At 55.1% G+C, this 21,225-nt stretch carries 19 protein-coding genes; 6 read left to right on the top strand and 13 right to left on the bottom strand.

Going from position 1 to position 21,225, the window contains the following annotated elements; translation table 11 throughout:
* Positions 1–5 precede the first annotated feature (5 nt).
* The 6 genes from ACR0CR_RS13390 to ACR0CR_RS13365 all read right to left on the bottom strand — a co-directional run bounded on the left by ACR0CR_RS13390 (position 6) and on the right by ACR0CR_RS13365 (position 7,216).
* Complete coding sequence (locus ACR0CR_RS13390; RefSeq protein ID WP_480599822.1) at positions 6–1,205, bottom strand: aromatic ring-hydroxylating oxygenase subunit alpha; 1,200 nt, start codon at positions 1,203–1,205, stop codon at positions 6–8.
* Positions 1,206–1,213: 8 nt separating this feature from the next.
* Entirely contained in the window at positions 1,214–3,280 is a 2,067-nt protein-coding gene (locus ACR0CR_RS13385; protein WP_480599820.1) for an oxidoreductase, read from the bottom strand.
* A 93-nt stretch (positions 3,281–3,373) separates the two neighbouring features.
* Positions 3,374–4,429: an ABC transporter substrate-binding protein gene (locus ACR0CR_RS13380; protein ID WP_480599818.1), complete on the bottom strand. Its 1,056-nt coding sequence runs from the start codon at positions 4,427–4,429 to the stop codon at positions 3,374–3,376.
* The gene (locus ACR0CR_RS13375) at positions 4,426–5,541 is read right to left on the bottom strand and encodes an ABC transporter ATP-binding protein (RefSeq protein WP_480599816.1); all 1,116 of its coding nucleotides are present in this window, start codon (positions 5,539–5,541) and stop codon (positions 4,426–4,428) included. The genes ACR0CR_RS13380 and ACR0CR_RS13375 overlap by 4 nt, the downstream gene beginning before the upstream one ends.
* Positions 5,542–5,561: 20 nt before the next feature.
* Positions 5,562–6,356 (bottom strand): ABC transporter permease, encoded by a 795-nt coding sequence (locus tag ACR0CR_RS13370; RefSeq protein WP_480599814.1) that lies wholly within the window; start codon positions 6,354–6,356, stop codon positions 5,562–5,564.
* Positions 6,353–7,216, bottom strand: coding sequence for an ABC transporter permease (locus ACR0CR_RS13365; RefSeq protein WP_480599812.1), 864 nt, complete (start codon positions 7,214–7,216; stop codon positions 6,353–6,355). The genes ACR0CR_RS13370 and ACR0CR_RS13365 overlap by 4 nt, the downstream gene beginning before the upstream one ends.
* A 230-nt stretch (positions 7,217–7,446) precedes the next feature.
* On the opposite strand from ACR0CR_RS13365, the gene ACR0CR_RS13360 reads away from it, so the two are divergent.
* Both ACR0CR_RS13360 and ACR0CR_RS13355 read left to right on the top strand, forming a co-directional pair.
* Positions 7,447–8,049: a TetR family transcriptional regulator C-terminal domain-containing protein gene (locus ACR0CR_RS13360; RefSeq protein WP_480599810.1), complete on the top strand. Its 603-nt coding sequence runs from the start codon at positions 7,447–7,449 to the stop codon at positions 8,047–8,049.
* A gap of 374 nt (positions 8,050–8,423) precedes the next feature.
* The gene (locus ACR0CR_RS13355; RefSeq protein WP_480599809.1) at positions 8,424–8,612 is read left to right on the top strand and encodes a hypothetical protein; all 189 of its coding nucleotides are present in this window, start codon (positions 8,424–8,426) and stop codon (positions 8,610–8,612) included.
* A gap of 251 nt (positions 8,613–8,863) precedes the next feature.
* Here the strand turns inward: ACR0CR_RS13355 and ACR0CR_RS13350 are convergent, their stop codons facing one another.
* Complete coding sequence (locus ACR0CR_RS13350; protein ID WP_480599807.1) at positions 8,864–9,955, bottom strand: hypothetical protein; 1,092 nt, start codon at positions 9,953–9,955, stop codon at positions 8,864–8,866.
* A gap of 194 nt (positions 9,956–10,149) precedes the next feature.
* Here ACR0CR_RS13350 and ACR0CR_RS13345 point away from each other — a divergent pair, with 194 nt between their 5' ends.
* The 3 genes from ACR0CR_RS13345 to ACR0CR_RS13335 are packed head-to-tail and all read left to right on the top strand — an operon-like array spanning position 10,150 to position 12,774.
* A complete protein-coding gene (locus tag ACR0CR_RS13345; RefSeq protein ID WP_480599805.1) occupies positions 10,150–10,749 on the top strand; it encodes a PepSY domain-containing protein in 600 nt (199 codons plus the stop codon).
* Positions 10,750–10,786: 37 nt separating this feature from the next.
* Entirely contained in the window at positions 10,787–11,446 is a 660-nt protein-coding gene (locus ACR0CR_RS13340) for a response regulator transcription factor (protein ID WP_480599803.1), read from the top strand.
* Positions 11,446–12,774 (top strand): ATP-binding protein, encoded by a 1,329-nt coding sequence (locus tag ACR0CR_RS13335; protein ID WP_480599801.1) that lies wholly within the window; start codon positions 11,446–11,448, stop codon positions 12,772–12,774. The genes ACR0CR_RS13340 and ACR0CR_RS13335 overlap by 1 nt, the downstream gene beginning before the upstream one ends.
* Positions 12,775–13,231: 457 nt before the next feature.
* Here ACR0CR_RS13335 and ACR0CR_RS13330 read toward each other — a convergent pair whose 3' ends face one another.
* The 6 genes from ACR0CR_RS13330 to ACR0CR_RS13305 form a co-directional block, all read right to left on the bottom strand.
* Complete coding sequence (locus ACR0CR_RS13330; protein WP_480599875.1) at positions 13,232–13,519, bottom strand: nitronate monooxygenase; 288 nt, start codon at positions 13,517–13,519, stop codon at positions 13,232–13,234.
* Between the two features lie 216 nt (positions 13,520–13,735).
* Positions 13,736–14,635: a bile acid:sodium symporter family protein gene (locus ACR0CR_RS13325; RefSeq protein WP_480599799.1), complete on the bottom strand. Its 900-nt coding sequence runs from the start codon at positions 14,633–14,635 to the stop codon at positions 13,736–13,738.
* Between the two features lie 87 nt (positions 14,636–14,722).
* Positions 14,723–16,645, bottom strand: coding sequence for an acyl-CoA synthetase (locus tag ACR0CR_RS13320; RefSeq protein WP_480599797.1), 1,923 nt, complete (start codon positions 16,643–16,645; stop codon positions 14,723–14,725).
* Between the two features lie 55 nt (positions 16,646–16,700).
* On the bottom strand, positions 16,701–18,320 hold the full coding sequence (locus tag ACR0CR_RS13315) for a GMC family oxidoreductase (protein WP_480599795.1): 1,620 nt from the start codon (positions 18,318–18,320) through the stop codon (positions 16,701–16,703).
* Positions 18,321–18,434: 114 nt separating this feature from the next.
* Positions 18,435–19,379: an alpha/beta hydrolase gene (locus tag ACR0CR_RS13310; protein WP_480599794.1), complete on the bottom strand. Its 945-nt coding sequence runs from the start codon at positions 19,377–19,379 to the stop codon at positions 18,435–18,437.
* An 80-nt stretch (positions 19,380–19,459) separates the two neighbouring features.
* Complete coding sequence (locus tag ACR0CR_RS13305) at positions 19,460–20,176, bottom strand: sterol desaturase family protein (protein ID WP_480599792.1); 717 nt, start codon at positions 20,174–20,176, stop codon at positions 19,460–19,462.
* A 108-nt stretch (positions 20,177–20,284) separates the two neighbouring features.
* On the opposite strand from ACR0CR_RS13305, the gene ACR0CR_RS13300 reads away from it, so the two are divergent.
* Positions 20,285–21,223 (top strand): LysR substrate-binding domain-containing protein, encoded by a 939-nt coding sequence (locus ACR0CR_RS13300; protein WP_480599791.1) that lies wholly within the window; start codon positions 20,285–20,287, stop codon positions 21,221–21,223.
* The last annotated feature ends 2 nt before the right edge of the window (positions 21,224–21,225 follow it).

Below are 21,225 nucleotides of genomic sequence, written 5' to 3'. Positions count from 1 at the left end.
GCCTGTCAGATCATGCTGAAGTAATTGCGATAGAAGCCTGGAAGACTCCACTCCATCTGGGACAACGGCCCCGGCACAAAATGGTGAGAGTTCACGCCCTCCTGATTGTGACGGATGATCCGTTCGTCATCGAGCGACGTGACATGCCAAAGCCAAGTCAACGCGTCCTTATCATAGTCACGACCTTCCTGCGCATCGCCGCGCACATACCAGGCGATCTGAATATCCGTTTCCTGCAAGGCGCGCGGGACGAACCGATACCCAACCAAGTGATCTGCATACACGAGGAAATAGTTCAGCGTCCCGATCCCCAGATCGGTGGCGCCGCCATCGTGGCCTTTCAGTTTACCCAAAGGCGGGGCCAAGGGTTTGCCATCTTCACTGCCGGTCAGGTAACCCGGAAACAGCGGGTAGCGCCGCCAGTAGACATCTGTACCCGGCGCGGTCGCGTTTTCTCCGGTCTGGTCCAACTCAACCAAGGGAATTCCGACTTTTTCCATACGTTCATGAAGTGCTCCGCTGAATTCCAGAACTTGGGCCGGATCTTTCAACGAGTGACTGCGGGAATAGTCCTTGTGAGACGGGGCGCAGTGATAGCATTCCAGATAATTCTCCAAGGCCAGTTTCCAGTTCGCGGGAACCGGATACGAGGCTTCGTGTGCAACCTTCAGGTTTACAAAGTCGAACGGCTGTGAAAGAGGCGCCAACCTCTCTAACGCAGCATCCAGCGGCGGGGCGTCTTGTGCTGCGCAGACAAAAATCAGACCTTGGAAGATCTTAACCTGAGCCGGAAATAACCCGTATTGGCTCGGATCGAAATCCGGACCCATCGACCGACCGTTTCGTAGCTTGCCATTCAGGTCAAAAGTCCACGCGTGATAGGGGCAGATGAAATTGCGCGCCTTTCCCTTCTTTTCAACGCAAACACGCGATCCTCGGTGACGGCACACGTTCAGATGCGCGCGCACTGCGCCCTCGCGATCCCGAACGACAATGATGGACTCGGGCCCATAATCGAACAGGAAGTAGTCACCTGGTTCAGCAACTTGACTGACGTGACCGACCCAAATCCAGTTGCGGTTCCAGAACGTGCTGATATCGTTCTCGTATACTGCCTGAGACGTATAGAAGTGACGCGGCAAGGCAAACCCTTCCCGCTGTACCTTCATTAAGTCGTGCATTAGTTGCAGGTCATCTGTCGGCATAGCGCACCTCATACAGATTCAAGGGAAACGATTTCCCTTCGGAAAATGTCACAGTCGATGTCATCCGCGTCACGTTCGAAATTCCGGGCCGCCATATGACCGGAATACACGGCGTCGGCGATCAAACCGGGGTTGGCGGCATCACCGACCAATTCCAACGTATTCAGCGGACTGTCGGCCAGACCCCGCAACTCATCATAGAGGGCGGTTTGTCTCATTCGCTGCGTCACCAGCACGACAGAGCGGCATTCAATGGACTGCTCTCGCCCCGTGTAGACGCACTGTAGTGTTGCCTGACCGGGCACGATGTTGGCCAAGGTCTGGGACAGTTTCAGTTGCACGCCTTTTTCCAGCAAACTGCGTTGCACTTTAGTCTGCTCCAACGTCAATTCGGTAAACGGCGAAACTATTGAGGCTGGTGTCACAAAGACAACCTTTCGTCCGGCCCGAGCCAAATGATCCGCCAAAGCCCCCCCGAGATAGGCTTGATCATCATCGTAGACCACAATCGGACCATCGTGCGGTGCAGTTCCGGTCATGATGTCATCCGGAGTAAATACCTGAGAACCCGAACCTATTGATACACCGCGAAACGCGGATTTCCCGCGCCCGTCTCGCCGCCATTTTGCGCCGGTTGCAACAAAGACGTTCGGGATACCCAGCTCGACAACCTCACTTGCCGACAAACGACTGTCGGTGAACAATTGCACATTCCCGCGTTGCTGCAAGTCGTGGATTCGGTGATCTGTCACGCGCTTCCAGGCGGAAAGTCCGGTCAGGCCAGCTTCTTGCAACACCCGCCCGCCAAGCTCTTGCCGCGCTTCAGCCAGTGTGACTTCGTAGCCCCGGCGCGCCAGTTGCATGGCGCATTCGAGCCCAGCAGGACCGCTTCCTACAACAAGCGCGGCTTCCTCTTTTCCCCGATGTTCAATGATCTCGGGGTGCCAGTTTCGACGCCACTCTTCGCCCATAGTCGGGTTCTGCGTACACCGAATGGGAACGCCCAGCGCATCGGAGGATACACAGATATTACAGCCTATACATTCGCGGATTGCTTCGATACGACCGTCCTTTATTTTGTTGGGCAGAAAGGGGTCAGCAATGGATGGTCGCGCCGCGCCAACAAAATCCAGAATGCCTTTCTTGACCAGTGACACCATCAAATCCGGAGAAGTCAGACGCCCGACACCCACAACGGGCTTTGACGTCACCTGTTTGACGAATTCGATGTAAGACGTTTGAAAGCCGTCTTGGGGTTCAAAGCGTGTCGTCGCAGAATCGTTGCTCCAATCCGCGACGTTCACATCCCAAAGATCTGGCAGTTCGGCCAGCAATTCTACTACGGCCCGACCTTCTTCCTGCGCTTGCATCCCGTCTGATCCCAGCATTTCGTCGACCGCGAACCTTAGGGCAATGGCGCAATCATCGCCAACCTCTTCCCGGGTTTCTTCCAGCAGTTCACGGGTCAGGCGCACCCTGTTTTCCAACGAACCTCCGTATTCATCCGACCGGTCATTGAACTGTGGCAGCAGAAAATGATGCGGCAGGGTCATATGATGCCCGGCATAAACATAGACAATGTCAAATCCCGCCTCGCGCGAGCGACGCGCCGCTGCGCGGTGCCACCTGCGGAAGTCGCGAATGTCAGCCTTGTCCATCGCCCTTGCCTGCTTGGGATACGCGGTTTGCAGGGCAAGTTCAGACGGGGCCAGCAAGGGTGCCCGGCTCAGGTGATTTTGCGCATGGTGGCCGTTATGCGCCAATTCTATTGCCGCCAATGAGCCCTTGCCGTGTACCGCATCGGTCATTAGGCGCAGCGCCGGGATATCCCGCTCGTCCCACAGCCGGTTTTCGGCATAAGGAGACAGGTCAGAAGTCGGGTGAATCTCTGTCTCTTGATTGGATACGACAGCCCACCCCCCCTCGGCCTTCATTGCCCGCATGGCGGCTTCGGCTCGCGGCCGCAGGTGCCCCATGCCATTGCAATGGGGCACTTGATAAAACCGGTTTCGAGCCCTCACTGGCCCAATTTGAACCGGTTCGAAGAGAACAGAATATCCGTCAGCGCCTGACATTGCCGCGCTTCCTCCAATTGATCGGAAATAGTTTCGTGAGAATGGAAGGGTTATTGCATCCCGACCATTCCCGGCTGTGTCTTCAAGGTTCGTCTAGAAGCCAGCTTTGATACGCTCGAACTCCTTCAACATCTTGGCCTCCAATTCAGGGTTAACCGCGTCAAAGAAGAGGCTTCCTTCGAAAAAGCTGTCCACGTCCGAGAACCCATATGTTTCAATCAGTTCCGGGTCCGCCTGAGCGAAAGCGTCTTCGTTGGCGTGAGCGTATCCCCAGCTTTCGATGATGTACTTGCCGCTGGCAGCAGAGCTGAGCGCGTTCAGCATGTCATAGACTTGCTCATCCGACTGTTTGGCCGATTTCAGATGCACGTAGCCGCAGACCCACGTGGCTATGCCTTTGTCCACATCACGCATCATGACCGCTGGCGTTTCGTTCCAGATCAGGTTCAGTTCCGATTGGTTCCAGCCCCAACCCAGCGTGACCTCGCCACTGGCAATTGCCTGATCAAGTTGGCCAGCGTCAGACCAATAAAAGCGCACATTCGGATGAATCGTACGCAGGTAGTCTGCCGCTTTTTGGAATTCCTCGTCGCTCATATCGGTATAGCTGGAGGCACCAGTTGCCAGTGCCGCCATGGCAAATGCGCTGGAGGCGGCATCCGGAATAGCAACCTTACCCTGATATGCGGGATCCATCAGCAACTGCAGCGAAACATCATCCGCTGAAATCAAATCGGTACGGTAGATCAGGCCGGTATTGCCCCATTCAAACGGCACCATGTAGGTTATCCCGTCGATCGTGATGCCATCGACCTCTTTGATCTTGGGCATTAGCTTATCCCAATTCTCCAGCTTGCTGGTGTCGATCGGCTTGATCATGTCCGCCGCCACCCATTTTCTCAGAGCGTCCGTGCAGGGGTGTGCCAAATCGGCTTCAAACCCAGACTGAAGCTTGGTGAACGCTTCTTCCACGCTGCCAAAATAGGTGTAGCTTGGCGCGCCGCCGTACTTTTCGACATAGTCGCCATAGAACCCCTGATCCTCATACCCGGACCAATCAAAAACGGTCAGATCAGCGGCATTTGCTAGAACTTGGCCGGCGGTAAAAGTGGCAACGACTGCTGCCGTAATTGATGCTGTTTTCCTCATTTGTCTCCTCCCAAAGATTCTCGTTTGCCCAGATCAATCACCGATGCGCTTTGAACGCCAAGCCAGACGGTATCGCCGCGGCTGTGATCAACTGTGTGAAAGTGGTTTGGCACTGCGACGGCGATGCTTTCGTGTAGTCCGTCAATGCGCACATAATAGTGGACGCTTTCACCATAAAAGGCGACGTCCGACACTTCGCCTTGCACCAGAGCGTCATGACCATCAGGTTTTTCCGCACTGATCTCCAATTGCTCCGGTCGAACGCCAACCAACAAGTTTTTGTCATGCACTTGAACGTTGGGGTTGACCCCGATTGTCATCTGGCCAAACCCCTGAATATTTACTTCCAGCGATTCAGCGGCCTCAGCCGTCACTTCGGCACTCAGAAAGTTCATTCCGCCAATGAAAGAGGCCACCTCCCGGTTGCACGGTTGGGAATACAGGACCTCTGGTCTGTCCACCTGCTTGAGCTGCCCCGCGAACATGACACCGATCCGGTCAGACATGGTCATGGCCTCGTACTGGTCATGCGTGACCATGACGAAAGTAATTCCGAGCTTCTGCTGCAAGCGGCGCATTTCCAATTGCATCGCTTCACGCAGGTTCTTGTCCAGGGCGGACAGAGGCTCATCCAGCAACAACACCTTGGGCCGCATCACCAGCGCGCGAGCGAGCGCTACGCGTTGCCGTTGTCCGCCCGACAACTCATTGGCCTTGCGATCCTGCAGGCCGCCGAGCTCAACCATCTCAAGCGCTTCGGCAATGCGTTCCTTGATTTCCTTCCGCGAAAGCTTTGTCTTGCGCAAGCCGAAGCCGACGTTGTCGCCCACATTCAGATGCGGAAAGATCGCATAGCTTTGGAACACCATGTTGGTAGGCCGCTTGTTGGCAGGCACCTCGCCCATCGTTCTGCCATCGATCCGGACCTCACCTTCTTCGTGATCCTGGAAACCCGCAATGATGCGCAAGGCCGTCGTCTTTCCACAGCCTGAAGGGCCAAGCAGCGAGAAAAACTCACCTTCTTTCAAGGCCAGGTTCAGATCGGAAACTGCCACAAAGGAAACAAAGCGTTTTTCGACGCCCAGTATTTCGATGATGTTCTGTTCGCTCATCTTGTTCGCTTCCTTTAGATTCAATCTGACGATTGGACGGAACGGCGGCGGAAATATTCGGCTATCAACAGCAGCAGGACCGAAGACATTAATAGCAGCGACCCCAGCGCAAGCGTGTTGGGCAGTTTTGCCGGGAAACGGATCTGGCTCCAGATATAAACCGGCAATGTGGGGCTGTTCCCAGACAGGAAAAAGGCCAGGACGAATTCGTCAAAAGACACGGTAAACGTGACCAAAAGGCTGGCGATGATGCCCGGTGCGATGATTGGCAGAGTAACGCGCCGAAACGTCCCCACAACGCTTTCACCAAGGTCGAAGGCGGCCTCCTCCAAAGAGTGGTCGAAATCGTCAAATGCAGATTTCATGATCGACACGGAAAAAGGCAGCGCCACGAACACATGCCCGAGGATCACAGTGGTCAGCGATGGTTTCAGACCAATGCTGATGAACAAAACCAGCATCGAACTGGCAACGATGATGCCGGGAATGACAAGCGGAAGCATGACCAGCCCTTCGGACAACTCGCGCCCCGTGAACTGATACCGAACATAAGCGCGCGCCGCAAACAAACCCAGTGATGTTGCCATCAGCGCCGTTACGCTGCCAACGATCAGCGAATTCACCATAGCTTGTAGCAGCGTGTCCTGCTGCCCCAATTGCGCGTACCACTTCAAAGTGAATCCCTTTAAAGGAAAGGCCACAATTGTTCCGTCGTTGAATGAAAACAGCGGCAACAACGCAACCGGCAAGTAAAGAAAAACCAGATAGGCAACCGCGTAAACCAGCAACCACTGGATACGAAACGCCTTGGTCATCTGATCCTCCGGCCTAATGCGGTGACGACCACCACGAACAGGATAGCCACGCAGCCGACCGAAAGCATGGCAAGCAGAGACAAGGTTGCACCTAACGGCCAGTTATTAGCGGCACCAAATTGCACTTGGATCAAGTTCGCCACCATTTTGCCCTGCGATCCACCGACCAAGGCCGGGGTGACGTAGTCGCCCACCGTTGGGATGAAGATAATCAGGCAGGCCGCAATGATCCCCGGCACCGTAAGGGGCAGTGTCACACGCACAAACCGTTCTAACTTGCTGCAGCCAAGGTCGGTTGCGGCCTCCAGCAGGCTACGATCAATCTTTTGCAGAGACACGTAAATCGGCAGGATTGCAAACGGTGCCCACGCATGGGCAAGCGTAAGAACTACGGCAAACTCGTTATAAAGCAGAAATGTCAGCGGCTCCTGTATCAGCCCTAGTGAGATCAAAGCCGAATTCAGTACACCGTTAAATCCCAGGATCAGCTTCCAACTGAACACCCGCAGAAGGTAGCTGCTCCAAAATGGTATGGTGATCAGCAATAGCCAGAGGGTCTTTTTCTGGGTTCGAAATGCGATGAAATAGGCCATCGGATAAGCCAGACATACTGTTGCCAGTGTCACTGCCCCCGCGATCGCCACCGACCGGATCATCAAGTGCCGAACCAAAGGGTCGGTGAACGCCTCTTGGTAGTTCGCCCATGTCAGGTTTCGATCAATCTCGACATAGGTCTGGGTCCAAAAGCTGTAGGCGACAAGAATACAAAGAGGTACGGCCACAAGCAGGCCTACATAGAGCGTCGCAGGCGCGCTCAGTGCCAGGCCTTTGCCCGTTTCACTTCGTATGACTCCTGCCATGCTTCCCTGTTGAACTTCGCTTGCGGTGGCGCGACGACCTTCATCACAAAATGGACAATCGTCCATTTAAATCTGGAATTTTCAGACTGGCTGTGTCAACTGATATTTTCTCAATCAAGGCTGGCTGGTTTCACAAATACCAGTAAAAGGCACCACAAAAGGCTGAAATCAAACCGAACTGCCCGATCAAAATGACTGGAAGACGACAAGAAATACGCGAACGAAATCGCTTGTCCCTGATCGAGGCCGTACTCGACTCGGTCGCAGAAAAAGGGATTTCCGAAACCTCGGTCAGCGAAATCATTCAACGCGCCGAGTTGTCCCGCGGTATGATTCACCTTCATTTTGGCGGCAAGGACAACTTGGTTGACGAAGCCGCCCGTTATTCGTCACAACAGTATTACAATCGCATCTATGACTTGCTGGACACGACCGGGCAAACCGGGCAGGAACATATTGAAATGATTGTTCGGGGCGACCTGAGCGAAGCCATTCTCAATAAAAAAAACGTTTCCATTTGGTACGCGTTTCGAGGCGAGGCCCGAAACAGAGCTGCAATCGCTGCGTTTTCTGATACCCGCGATGCCAAGCTTCGCAATCTGGTTTTCAATGCTTTCGCCCGAATTGCGAAAGAATCCGAAATCGAACACTCTAACCAGGTGGCACGGGACGCTACGCACGGGACGCTCGCACTGCTGGAAGGCATGTGGACTGATTATCTACTCCACCCGGATTCATTTGATCGCGACGAAGCAATGAGAATTGTTTTTCGATTTCTGAGTGCAATGTTCCCAAAGCACTTTGACCTGAGCGGTGCCTTGTTATTTGGATAGGAACCGGATTAAGCGGTCACCAGCGTTGCAGCTGTTGCCAAGGTTGCTTTCCTTCCTGTCGCGTTTTTTCGCCCCTTGACCCCGTCATGCGTTCGAATAGGCAATGGCTTGCGATGGTCAGAGATCTGCCTGCCACCAAACTCGTCCTCGCAACTCAGCATTCATCCCGGCAGCCCGTTCAGCAAAAGACGCTCATTACTGTGGACGATCAAGACACGATAACAACGCCAAAGGACTCATTGGGTCATTTTTTGAGAGCAACATTAACCGAACGTGAACAGTGCATTCTCGGTGCGTTCAACCAGGTTTCGGCATAGTGAACAAGTCGACCCAATCGATAAGAATGTTGATTGGATGAGAACAAGGGGGACAGCATGATCAAGACTGCCTTTGCAACTGAAGATCGTAGCTCGGTGGCGGCGTTGCGCGTCTATGGAAAAATGACCGACGAGCATCTGCCAACCGAGAAGAAATCGAGCAGCGGCCGCTTCCCTCCTATCGAAAACACACTAACCGAAATCATAAAAAACAAGCGGCTGGCCGAGGCTCACGACAACGTCTGAAGGCACATCAACAGATCCCCCCCTGCAATTCTCGATATTCGTCCCAAACAAGGGAATTGCAACCAGAGTCCCGCCCCATTCGGGCGGGATTTCTTTTTGTCGCGCCGCATCAATTCTCGGATTCAATTCTGCCACTTCGAATAGTACGGGCCAGCCGCTTCAGATTTCGTGAAGTGGCTGGCCCGATCGCTAGTCCATTCGTGAGTGGTAAGCACTGCGCAAGGACCAGTCGCAGTTCCAGAAAAGTTGGTCTACAAGCCCAGAAGCGATTTGACTTGTTCCTCGACAGCGTCGGTGACCGGTTTGTTGGCGGCGGCTTCTAAAGCTTGACGCTCGGCCAAGTCTTGTTCTTCCACACGTTCAGTAAGCTCTTCGACCCCCTCAACGGCTTCATTGTAGTCAACGGCAGCCTGCCGCTCGTCATTCAGGTCCTGGGCGTCAGCGATAGAGTCCTCCAAAGCGGACTGGGCCTCTTCAAGTTGCGCTTCGATCTCGGGATCTGTTCCCCCCGCGTCCTCCAACGCCTGCTCAAGTTCTTGGACTTGATTTCGATTGTCCTGAACGGCGTCAAGCGCGCCCGCCAGATCATCCTCGATTTCTTGCACCGTCCGCTCCGGCGGGTTCAGCCCGTCAAGAGCCGCAAGTTGTTCTTCCAGTTCATCACGCAAAGTTTCCCCGGCCAGCACTGTGTCCCGAAAGGCTGCAATTCTACCAACGCGCGAATTTGGCGCCGCGTTTTCCAAAGCAGTCGGGCTTGCATTGGCCGCATTCAATGCGCCCAATTCAGACGGATGCGCGCCAAGCAGTGCGGCAATACGATTGCCTGTGGTCCGTACAGCGGGGCGCTTAGACTCTTCCACTGCAACGGTCTGACGAACGGTTTTTTGAATTTTGGTTTTTTGCTTGCTGCGCGTCGTCGTAGTACCTTTAGCGGAAGATACGCTGTTACGCGTTTTTGCTTTGCCACTGAACAAGTCCTTCAGTGAGAACCCGCCACCTTTTCGCTGACCAGACCGGGCGGATTGCGACTTTGAATTGTCCTTCCCGGATTTTCCGGCCCCAGCACCACCGCGGCTTTTGTCAGAGCTTTTTCCACGACCGTTGTTCCCGACCGAGCTGCGATCTCCGCCATCTGCGTTGGCGCCATTTCCATTGCCACCGCCATTTCCGTTGCCGCCACCGTTGCCGTTGCCGCCGCCGTTACCGTTGCCGCCGCCGTTACCGTTGCCACCCTTGGCATAGGCAACATCAGGCGTTGTTACAGTCGCAACTATGGCTGTTGAACCCAACAAGGCGATTGCCAGAGCGGAGGTCTTTAGCAGTCCACAGGCCGTCTGTTTCATTTCATGTTCCTCAAGGCTTGGCGTGTTTGACGCGCTGATATATTTCGCCGTGATCTGTCCGATCGATTCGACTTTGAATCACCAATGGCATTTCGGTATTTAACTTGAGGACGTTTGAACGCAGCGATAACTGCCTGTTCATCATCGGTTCATGTCCAACCTTCTAGTCTCGGTCGAAGGTGTGAGAGGGTTCAATGCAAACCAAATCCTTCTTGTTGGTTCCTGCTTTGCTGACTGTCTTGTTCGGGGGGCAAGCCGCGGCTGACGCACGCGAACTCAAACAATCCGAACTACGCAAAGCGACATTGTCAGGAAGCGCGATCCGGCTAAAGCGCGTCATCAAGGGCGTGGAGAGAGCTTATGGCGGAACGCCGGTAGACGCCCGTGCCTTCCAAACAGACAGGATTTACTACCGTATCCTGGTCAAAAAGCCGGGCGGAAAGATCGTCAGTGTTATCGTGAATGCCCAAACCGGAACCGTCGTCTCGAACGGATCCAGCGTCGGGCGAGAGATTTCTGCTGCTGCACGCTCCACCGCATCTAAAGCCAAGAACAACAACGGACAGAGCGCCTCTGCCAGCCCTGGGAACAGCGGAAGCCGAAGCAACGGCAATGGCAACGGCAATGGCAATGGCAACGGTAACGGTGGCGGCAACAGCGGTGGTAATGGCGGTGGTAATGGTGGTGGCAACGGCGGCGGCAATGGCGGTGGCAATGGCGGCGGCAATGGCGGTGGCAATGGCGGCGGCAACAGCGGTGGCAATGGCGGTGGCAATGGCGGCGGCAAAAAATAGCGTGAAGCCGACACCGATTTAACAGTAGTCTCTCGATATGCGAATACTTCTGGCTGAAGACGAACCCCAGCTCTGCGAGCAAGTCAAAAAACTACTGAGTGCCGAGGGGCGCGTTGTGGACGTGGCTCAAAACGGCACGGATGCCCTGCATCTGGGTGCAACCGAACCCTACGACATGATCATCCTTGACATCGGCTTGCCTGAACGGGATGGGATTTCGGTGCTGCGCGAATGGCGCAACGCTGGCGTCAAAACACCTGTGCTTATCCTGACCGCCCGAGATGGTTGGAGCGAACGAGTCGACGGCCTCGATGCAGGCGCGGATGACTATATGACCAAGCCATTTCACATGCCGGAACTCGCTGCGCGGGTCCGTGCAATTCTGCGGCGTCAAAGCGGCCAGATGAATCCCGTGATTGAAATGGACGATGTCGCGCTGGATACGCGCAACGGCAGGGTCACTGTCAAAGGGATACCTGTCGACCTGACCGCGCAAGAGATCGCAGTTCTGACCTATCTGGCGCACAATATCGGTCGCATGGTTTCGCGGACCGAACTGTCCGAACACATCTACGAATATGACGGAGACAGGGATTCCAACACTATTGCCGTATTTGTAACGCGCCTACGCAAAAAGCTGGGGCCCGATCTGATTACGACTGTACGGGGGCGCGGCTACATGATTGACACCGCCTGATGCTTTCGCTGCGCCAGCGCGCCTTGCTTGGCGGTCTTGCCTCGGCAACGTTGTCGGTGGGCGTGGGTACGCTTGTCGTTTTCTCGTACATTAACACACGGGTACTGGAACAGTTTGACGGGGCGCTACGCGACCGGCACACCCAACTGGTTGTTGGCCTCAGCGCGACAACAGACGATCCGGAAGTTCTGCGCGACCTGATGTTCGACGCGGCCTATAGTGCGCCCTATTCCGGCAGATATTGGCAGGTAACGGACAGCGGCGGAGCCACCTTTACCTCTGCCTCGCTTTTCGATGAAACAATTGCAGAGCCGTCGCAGATCGGTGATGAGGCAACCGTTTGGAACACCACGGGTCCAGACAATGAGGCCGTGCGCAGCGTTTTTCAGAAAATCACCTATGAGGATGGCACCGAATGGGGCGTGACAGTCGCCGAAAGCAGGCGCGTCCTGATCCGCGAACGCAGAGAAGCCCGAGACAACCTGCTTCCTGTCTTTGGATTGGTCGGTTTGATCGGAGTTGCCAGCTCGCTTCTGCTGATGTCGGCTATCGTTGGTCCGCTCAGAAAACTTCGCGCGGATGTGTTTCATCGCTGGGATCAAGGAGACGACCTGAATCCGCTCGACTATCCGAATGAGGTTTCTCCGCTTGTAGAAGACCTCAACCAATTGCTGCACCGGAACCGCGAAATTGTCTCAAGCTCGCGAAGGCAGGCCGCAGATCTGGCGCATGCACTAAAAACACCAGCCGCCATTCTCAGAAACGAGCTTTCTGACCTTTTGGAAGCCGGAGCAGATACCGCGCCCGCAGAAGAGGCTCTCAATCGGATGGATGCCCAGCTTAGCCGGTCGCTCGCACGCATGCGCGCCTCGAACACCGGAGAGCTGACGCATTCACGAACGGATATCTCGAACTCGGTCGATCGGTTATCCCGATTGTTTTCCGTAATGGCGCAACGCAACGGAAAAACGCTGACGTCAAACTGCGAGGTCGGTCTTCGTGTCCGGATGGACCCGCAGGACATTGAGGAAGTGATCGGAAATCTACTGGACAACGCCCTCAAGTGGTGTCGTTCAACGTTTAACATCACGGCAAGGCGCCTTGAAAACGGGATCGAGATTAGCGTCGAAGATGACGGCCCCGGAATTCCGCAAGACGCCAGACGAAAGGTCCTCCGGTCTGGCGGACGGCTTGACACCTCGGTGGGTGGCACGGGTTTGGGGCTGGCGATATCCGTCGATCTGCTGAACGCTTACGGTGGCAATCTGGAATTGGGGACTTCGGAGCGTCTTGGTGGATTGGCCTGCAGGATCCTGATCGCCATTTGAAAAACGCCATATTCCCACGTGATTTCCTGCTCAAATTCAGCGGTCAGAGCGAACGTTGTCGCATATTCGGCTGGCAGCGGGTGACAAGGCAATCAACGCAAGTCGCTCCTCTGACTTGCTTGTCGGCATGCGCGGCGCGCTTGACCTTATCGTTGGCCTTGGCCTATGTCGGCTTTGGGCCGCGAGTGACGGCTAGCCGAATACCAAAAAAACGGGAACAAGTTCGAACTCCGGCAACTGGTCAGCTCCCCGGGTCTCATTGCGGTTTTGAATTGGTAACAGTTTTGGGCGCCTTCTTGGGTCGAAGATCTACCTGGTTTCTGGTCCAATTATGACGCTTGGTTCAGGTTCGTGTGACGTTCAACAAGTACAGTGGACCGTCATTGATTCCCGACGCAATCGACTTCCAAAACCTCAACAAATGGACAAATCCCGTCATACAATTCTGACCCAAACGTCAAGCATTTCTGGCCCAATACCGGTAGCCGCCATTCGTTGATGCTGCGGCTAGGGCCAGTTGAGAGCCCTTCGTCGCACATGCCGCGTAGTCCAGAATATTGACCGTAGGCAGGAAAGTGGCATTTACCGCGATTGGCTTGTCAGTCGTGACTTTGCAGCGCGCGATTTCGTTGGCAAGGTCAGCTGGCGTCTTCTGAGTTAGATCGGTGATTGTACCTAACCCGCCCGCGTTGGACACAACAGCGGCCAAATCAGCAAACCCCACATAGTGCAGTCCGCCCTGAATGACAGATGCTCGATGCCGATCATTTCAGTGATTGCAGTTTTCATACCAAGGCTCCAAGAACCTCTAGTTTGGTAAACTCTCTTCTACATGAACCACAGAGAGCACCCTTTGGAAGCCCGTTTTTTGGAAACGCGGCGTCAAAAAAACCTGCCCATATAGGGCAGGCTTCTAGTGATCAGGTTTTGCTTGTTCATAGCCTAATAGTCGGTCAGCAGCTTACTCTGCAGCCACGCTTTGGAGGGCATCTCCCCGACTTCTCCAGCGGAAGTAAAACATGAACGGCAAAACTACGAGGTACATGGTGATCGAGTAGAGCGCCGAAGGCAGCGCCATCGGGACATCGCCCAGCGACGTGCTGGTGCCGGTGATCACAATGGCCAGCGTGATACCCAACGGCGAGTTCTGCACGCTGGTTTCGATCCCGACCGTCTTACCTTCAGTCTTGTTCAGGCCCAGGATTTTGCCGAATGCCAGTCCGATCAGCATCAGGACCAGTGGCAAGGTCATGGTCGAATAGCCCAGGGTCGGCATGTAGGTGATGATCAGGTCGCGGTTGGCCACGAACAGCGCCAGGATCAGAAGCGCCCAGAAGATGACGGCTGTGTTCTGCAGCGGGTGTTCCAACCGGCGCGCCATGTTGTTGAAGAAGTGGCGCACGATGATGCCGGTGATCACGGGCAACGTCGTCACAAGGAACGTAAAGATTGCAATCTCGAAGAACGAGAAATCGGGTGCGCTTTCGCCCATGAAGTGCAAGATTGCCCATGTGGCCAGTGGTGGCACGGTGATAAAGGCCATGACACTGGTGACTGCGGTCATCGACACGGAAAGCGCCAGATCTCCACGCGACAGCTTGGTGATAACGTTACTGCTGACACCGCCTGGGCAGAAGCTGAGAAGCATAAGACCGGCAGCCATGACCGGTGGCAGGTTGAATGTCATGATGACGCAAAACGCAGCAACCGGCAGCAGAACGATCTGCGAAAAAGCTCCGATGGCGAAAGCGGTGCGGCGGCGGAACACTCGGCGGAAATCGTCGATTTCCAGACCAAGGCCCAGTGAGAACATGATGAAGGCCTGCGCCGCAGGCACCACCACATTGATTGCGAAGTCCATTGTTTTCCTCCCTCTTTAGGAAAACGGGCCCGCCTTTTTCGCCTCCCACGACGCCCTGGTTGACCCGCTGATTTTGATGATTGAGCGTTACATATCCACAGTGAACGTGAACTGACCCAAGGCGTGACGCATGGCGTCTTCGCCGCTGTTCAAAGCGAGCTTTGCGACGATGCCGCGGCTGGAGTCTTGGACGACCTCCAGCGATCCGATCTCGGCCGAATGCTGCTCGGCCAGTTCACGGATCGTACGCTCGATCTCCATCATGTTCAGGGTGACTTTGTGGATTTTTCCCACGGCGGTCACCGGCAATGCGTCGACGCTTACGAAATCTTTCGGGACCGCAGCGCGTTCCGAGACATGTTCCTGTGCAAAGGCGGCCAGTGCGGCCTCATCTACATCGGTGCCGGCGGATTTCTGGAAGTACATGACCGGAACTTCACCGACCTTTGCATTAGGACGCCCGATCACGGCAGCCATGGCAACGGCGGGGTGCTTGTGCATCGCTTCTTCGACGATCTTCGGGTCGATGTTGTGGCCACCGCGGATAATCAGCTCTTTCTTGCGGCCGGTCATCCAGAAATAGCCTTCGGCATCGCACCGGGCCAGATCACCGGTGTTGAACCAGCGCTTGCCGTCCTGCTCCAGCCAGATGCCCTTGTTCTGGCTTTCGATCAGATAGCCGTCGAACACGTTCGGCCCGGTGATGAAGATCACCCCGGCCTCATCGACATCGGCCCAACGAACGAATTCGTCATTGTCGTTCAGGATGCCGATCTTCATGTCCTGATAAGGGAAACGCAGGCCGATCGAACCAATGCGTGGATTGTCCGTGATGATCGGGTTCATGGACGAGGCCAGAACGCCCTCGGTCATGCCATAAGCTTCGATGATCTTGACGCCGGTCTCATTGACGAAGGTGTTGAACAACTCCACCGGCATCGGCGCGGCCCCGCAAGCACCGAAGCGCAAAGAACTGAGGTCTTTGCCAGCGTGTGGAACCTGCAGCAACGCGCCGTAGATGGTGGGCACGCCGGAATAGGAACTGATGCCGTAATGTTCGACCATGTCCCAGAACCCGGCGATCACCCCATCGCCGCGATAGCCTGAGGGAGAGGCCAGCACGACGTGGCCGCCATGCATCCATGGCAACAGACCTGTCACCAGCATGGCGTTGGTGTGAAACAGCGGCAGACCACACAGCGCAGCGGTGCCGGGGCCAACATTCTCGGCACCGACACAGAGGCTGGGGCACCATGAGTTGTAGACTTCGCCGAAATGCGTGCGGCGTACGATCTTGGGCAGGCCAGTGGTACCGCCTGTGCACAGCATGGTTGAAGTGTCATCGGGGCCAGGGCCTTCGAAATCCAGACCCTCAGCATTTTCGCCTGCGATCTCGTCCAACAGACGGGTCAGGGTGACGTCATCGCGGCCTTCGATTGTTACCGAAACCGGCGGTAACGGCTTCGCATCGGGCCACACGCCATCACCTTTCATATAGGTGGCAAAATTGACCAGCAGGATATGCTTCAGCGAGGGCACATCTTTGGCCGCAACGCTGGCTTTTTCCCAAATATCGACGCCGGGCGTTTGTTCCAGCGTGATCAGGATCTTGACGCCCGCGCTTTTCAGCAGATCGGCCATCTGATCCGCTTCCATCAGCGGGTTGATCGCCAGAATGCCACCGGCGGCACTGCCGCCCCAGATGGCAAAATGTGTTTCGGGCATGTTGGGCAGGATGAAGGCCGCCACATCATCACGTCCCAGACCCATCCGGCGCAGCGCGTTGGCGGTTTGGGTGATCCGCCCCAGCAGTTGCCCATGGCTCAGCGTATAGGGCGTCCGCATGGCCGCGGCACTTAGGAAAAAGCTGAGCGCAGGAGCGTCGGGGTCAATCGCCGCGCCTTTCTGCAGCGCCTCATACGTGCTCTGGGGCAGGTTGCGGTCCTGCAGAGGAGTCTGTTCGAACGCCAGAATCTCATCCATGTTTTTCAGAACAATATTAGTGCTCATCATTTTTCCTCTTGTTCCTGCGCGCCGCGTGTGGCGCGCAGGTTTGCGGTTTCGGTTAGCTTGCTGCCTTGATCATGTCGGCAGCTTTTTCGGCAATCATCATGGTGGGCGCGTTTGTATTGCCCGAGATCAGGTTCGGCATGATTGAGGCATCGACAACGCGCAGCCCCTCCAGCCCGCGCACTCGGAGTTGCGGGTCAACGACGGCCATATCATCAACACCCATTTTGCAGGTTCCAACAGGGTGATAGATCGTATCGGCGCGCGACCGGATGTGGTTTTCCCAATCGGCGTCCGTTTTGGCTGTATCGGTTCCGAACATCTCTTTCTTGCGGTATTTCTCCAAGGCAGGGGCCTGAAGAATTTCACGCGTCAGCTTTGCGCCCTTGATCATCGTCTCAAGGTCGCGGTCATCGGCCAAGAAGGCCGGATCGATAGCAGGCATGGCAAAGGGATCGGCGCTGTTCAGCGCTACCCATCCGCGGCTTTCGGGGCGCAACTTGCAGACATGGCAGCTAAAGCCATAGCCATAATGCAACTTCCGCGAGTGATCATCGACCAGGGCGATGGTGAAATGCAGCTGGATGTCTGGGCGATCCAGATCGGGAGAAGTCTTCAGAAACGCTGCGCCCTCTGCAAAGCAGGTGGATGCCATCGAGACGCCAGTTTTGCGCCAGCGGTTGATATGCCCCATCAGCTTCATGCCGCCAACTAAGCCAATACCGAAATTGTCGGTGTCGGCAGATTTATAAGCCAGGGTGAAATCCATGTGGTCTTGCAGGTTCTTGCCAACGCCCGGAAGGTTGTGTCGTACTTCGATCCCGTGCTGTTCCAGATCCGCAGGGTCGCCGACACCGGACAGCTGCAACAACTGCGGGGTCTTCAGCGCGCCACCGCATAACAACACCTCGCGCGAGGCTTTGACCTCGATATCCTTGCCCTTGCCGTTTTCCTTGTAGACCACACCTGTCGCGCGCTTGCCGTCAAAGGTCAGACCCTTGGCATGGGCTTTGGTGATCACGGTCAGGTTCGGACGATCCATGACCGGGAAAAGATAGGCAGCAGCAGCCGAACAGCGCTCGCCGTTCTTGGCTTTGTCGTGGAACTGCGTGACCTGATAATATCCAACGCCCTCATTGTCGCCGGTATTGAAATCCTTGCGCTCGCGGATTTGGAGCTGCTTTGCGGCTTCGATGAAATCCTGAGTAATCGGGCGCGATTCCTTTTGGTCCGAGACCTGCAGCGGTCCCGAGCCGCCGTGCATATCGTCGCCGCCATGCTCATTGTTTTCCGACTTCTTGAAATAGGGAAGAATGCTGTCCCAATCCCAACCTTCGCAGCCCAGATTGGCCCATTCGTCGTAATCCTCGCGCTGGCCACGCACGTAGAGCATAGCGTTGATCGCGCTGGACCCGCCCAGGGCCTTGCCACGCGGCTGATAGCCTTTGCGCCCGTTCAGCCCCGGCTGCTCGACGGTTTCAAATACCCAGTTATTGATCTTGGCTGGCTTTCCCGGAAGCATGGCCACCACGGCCGCCGGCATGCGGACCAAAATGCTGTCCCCGCCGCCGCCTGCTTCCAACAAGCAGACAGTAACATCCGGATTTTCCGTGAGACGGTTTGCCAGTACACATCCCGCTGAGCCGCCACCCACTATCACATAATCAAACTGCATCGCATGCCTCCCTGCCACCAAAATGGCTATAGCGCTCCCCTCGCAATAGCGTCGCATCGGTCAATTGTTTGACACTTTCGGCCATTCGATTGTTGTAAGACCTTGGTTTGCCGCTCACACCGAGCAGTAGCTATCCACCATGCGTGCGAATTCCGCGGAAACCCAACGGTTGACTTCGCGAGCTTGCGGCGTTTGCGAGGCACTGTCTTCCATGGCGTGAAAAACACCGTCAAATGTACGGAACGTAACGCGGCAACCCGCCTGCTTCATCCGACCGGCCATTGCTTCGGCCTCGGCCCTAAGGATGTCCAGATCACCGACATAGCCAAGCGCAGGCGGCAAATCCGAGATATCGTCAGCCAACGCTGGAACAGCGTAGGTCGGGATGTCGTACCGCTTTTGCGTTCGCAGTTCCCGCAGCAACAAGTGCCAGGCCAATACCCCGTGTTCGCGCGTCCACGTGATCTTGTTCCTTGGCAGCTTAGTCCAATTGGATGCGCGGTCATCGATCATCGGATAGAAGGGCATCATGAACGCGATCTTTACGTCTCCCGCATCCCGCGCGCGCAGAGCGGTCGACAGGACCAACCCGCCGCCCGAACTGTTCCCGGCCAATATGAGGTTGTTCGCATCGCCACCCAATTGCTCGGCATGATCACGTACCCAGAGTAGCGTGTCGTAGCAATCGTCATGCCCCGCTGGATAAGGGGCCTCAATCGAAAGCCGGAACGCCGGTGCTACAATGATGCAGGGGCGCGACGCCATCAGGCGTTGATACAGGGCATGATGGCGTTCCGGCCAGCCTGTGGCGTACCCACCACCATGGAAGAACACGACAATTGGCAGCGGACCCTCGCAATTGGCAGGCTTGTAGACCCGTACTCGAACATCGCCGGTTCCGTCCCGACGCGGGATCATGACCGTTTCGTTGACCGCGTTTTCAAGCTGTTTTTCCGCTGCTTTCTTTCTGCCGCGCGCGGAGATTTTGAGCCCCGTTGGACTTTTGATTAGCCACATGGCCACCTTCTGACCAAACGGGCGTGGGTCTGATTTTGGCATTGGAATTCCTGAGTGTTACGAACGGTCAATAACACTTAGGCGGCAGGCAAACCCCGCCGCCTAAGACCATGTCCGCTAAGTTACTGAGCCTGCGGGTTCACACCGCCACCTGACGGTTTTTGCTGGTCATTCGCGTCAAAATAAAGCGTGCCGAAAATCCAGTCGAACAGAGGCAAAGTGATGTTGAAGTTACCCTCAACCATCCGGTCACGATTGTGATGCACAGTGTGAAACAGCCGCAGGTACGTCCAGCCGGGGATCAGGCGGAAAATGCGTTCGGTGACCGAACCACGCTGCAGGTGGTAGCTGAAATGCAGGACTTCATACAACAGATAGCACGATGTCATCGTGATGAAGAACAGATAGCCGTAGTTGCCCCCAAAGATGAAGTAGGACACAAGACCTCCGGGGATTGAAATTGCCACAGTGGTCAGAACGAGCAGATAGATCGGGAAGATCACGACGCGCCAATCCAGCACCATCTGATATTCCATGTCCGTATCCACGAAGAAGGTATGATGGTCGCCTGTGTGACGCTGATAGAACAGCTTGAACAACTTTGTTTTGTGATGCCCCCAATAGTTATGAGATGCCCACTCACCCAGATTATAGGCGACATAGGTCGCGACAACGAACCAAAGTTGGTAAAGTTTGAAGTCCACCAATCTGGTCGCGCCCCACCAGATCAAAGATCCGGCGCCGATCACAACAACGGACAGGTGCAACAGACCGCTGTAGTTTGGGCTTACGCCTGCGCGGTATTTGGCCCGAAACTTCTCTCTTGCCTCGTCATTCATAACTGGGTCCTCCCTAACCAAAAGTTGCCAGTCAGAATATGCAGATTTGATATAGCTTCTAATTTATATTACTTAAGGATATTATCAATTTGGAGAATAACAGCGTTAATGCTAAGAAATCATGATCTGAATCTGCTGCCAATCTTCGATATTTTGATGCGGGAACAGCACTTGTCCAAGGCGGCAGAGCGTCTAAACATGAGTCAACCTGCGGTCAGCAACGCTCTCAAACGATTGAGACTCGGATTTGATGACGAATTGTTTGTACGTACCGGGCGCGGTTTAAAGCCGACGCAACGCGCTTATGATCTTCATGCTCAGATTGCCCCCGCGCTTGTACAGATTAGAAGCAGTTTCGAAGACCAGGAGTTTTCTGCAGAGAAGTTTTCCCGAACCATCGATGTTTCGATGAATCATGCAGTAGAACACATCTGGGGACCTGCATTGATGAACGAAGCTCGGAAGCAGGCGCCCAACTTAAAGTGGAAGGTTCACCCTGATTACCTGGACGAAATCCCTGTGCGTCTTAAAGACGGAAGATTGGGTTACGCGGTAGATTACACTCCTATGCCTGAAGAACACTTTGACTCGTTGCTGCTGTTGCGCGAGTCGCTGACGCTCATTTGTGCCACCGATCATCCATGCGCAAATGAAGGAGTGTCACTGGAGGAGTTTCAAACGCTGGCGCAAGTTTCGCTGGTGCGAAGGTTTGGTATGGTTCGCAGCCAGAACAGTCGGCGAACTACGCCTTTGGAATTTTTATTGGGAAATTCGCTACCAACTCGCAACATCGCTTTGCAAATGTCCAGTTTTGTTTCCATCCCTCATGTTGTTGCAGCAACCGACCTGATCGCTGTCGTTCCGAGCCGACTGGCCAGGCCCTTGGTCGATGCTGGCACGCTGGCTTCGAATCACCTTCCATTCGACTACCCTGAAATTGAGGTGCACCTGTACTGGCACAAAAGCCGAAATACTGATCCGGGTCACAGGTGGCTTGTGGATTTATTGGCGCGATCTGCGGCAACGCTTGCCGAAAACAACAATTAGCG

The organism is Ruegeria sp. AM2 (assembly GCF_056540685.1).
Note: the sequence above shows the minus strand (reverse complement) of the source record. Positions and strands in the feature narration are given on the sequence as shown.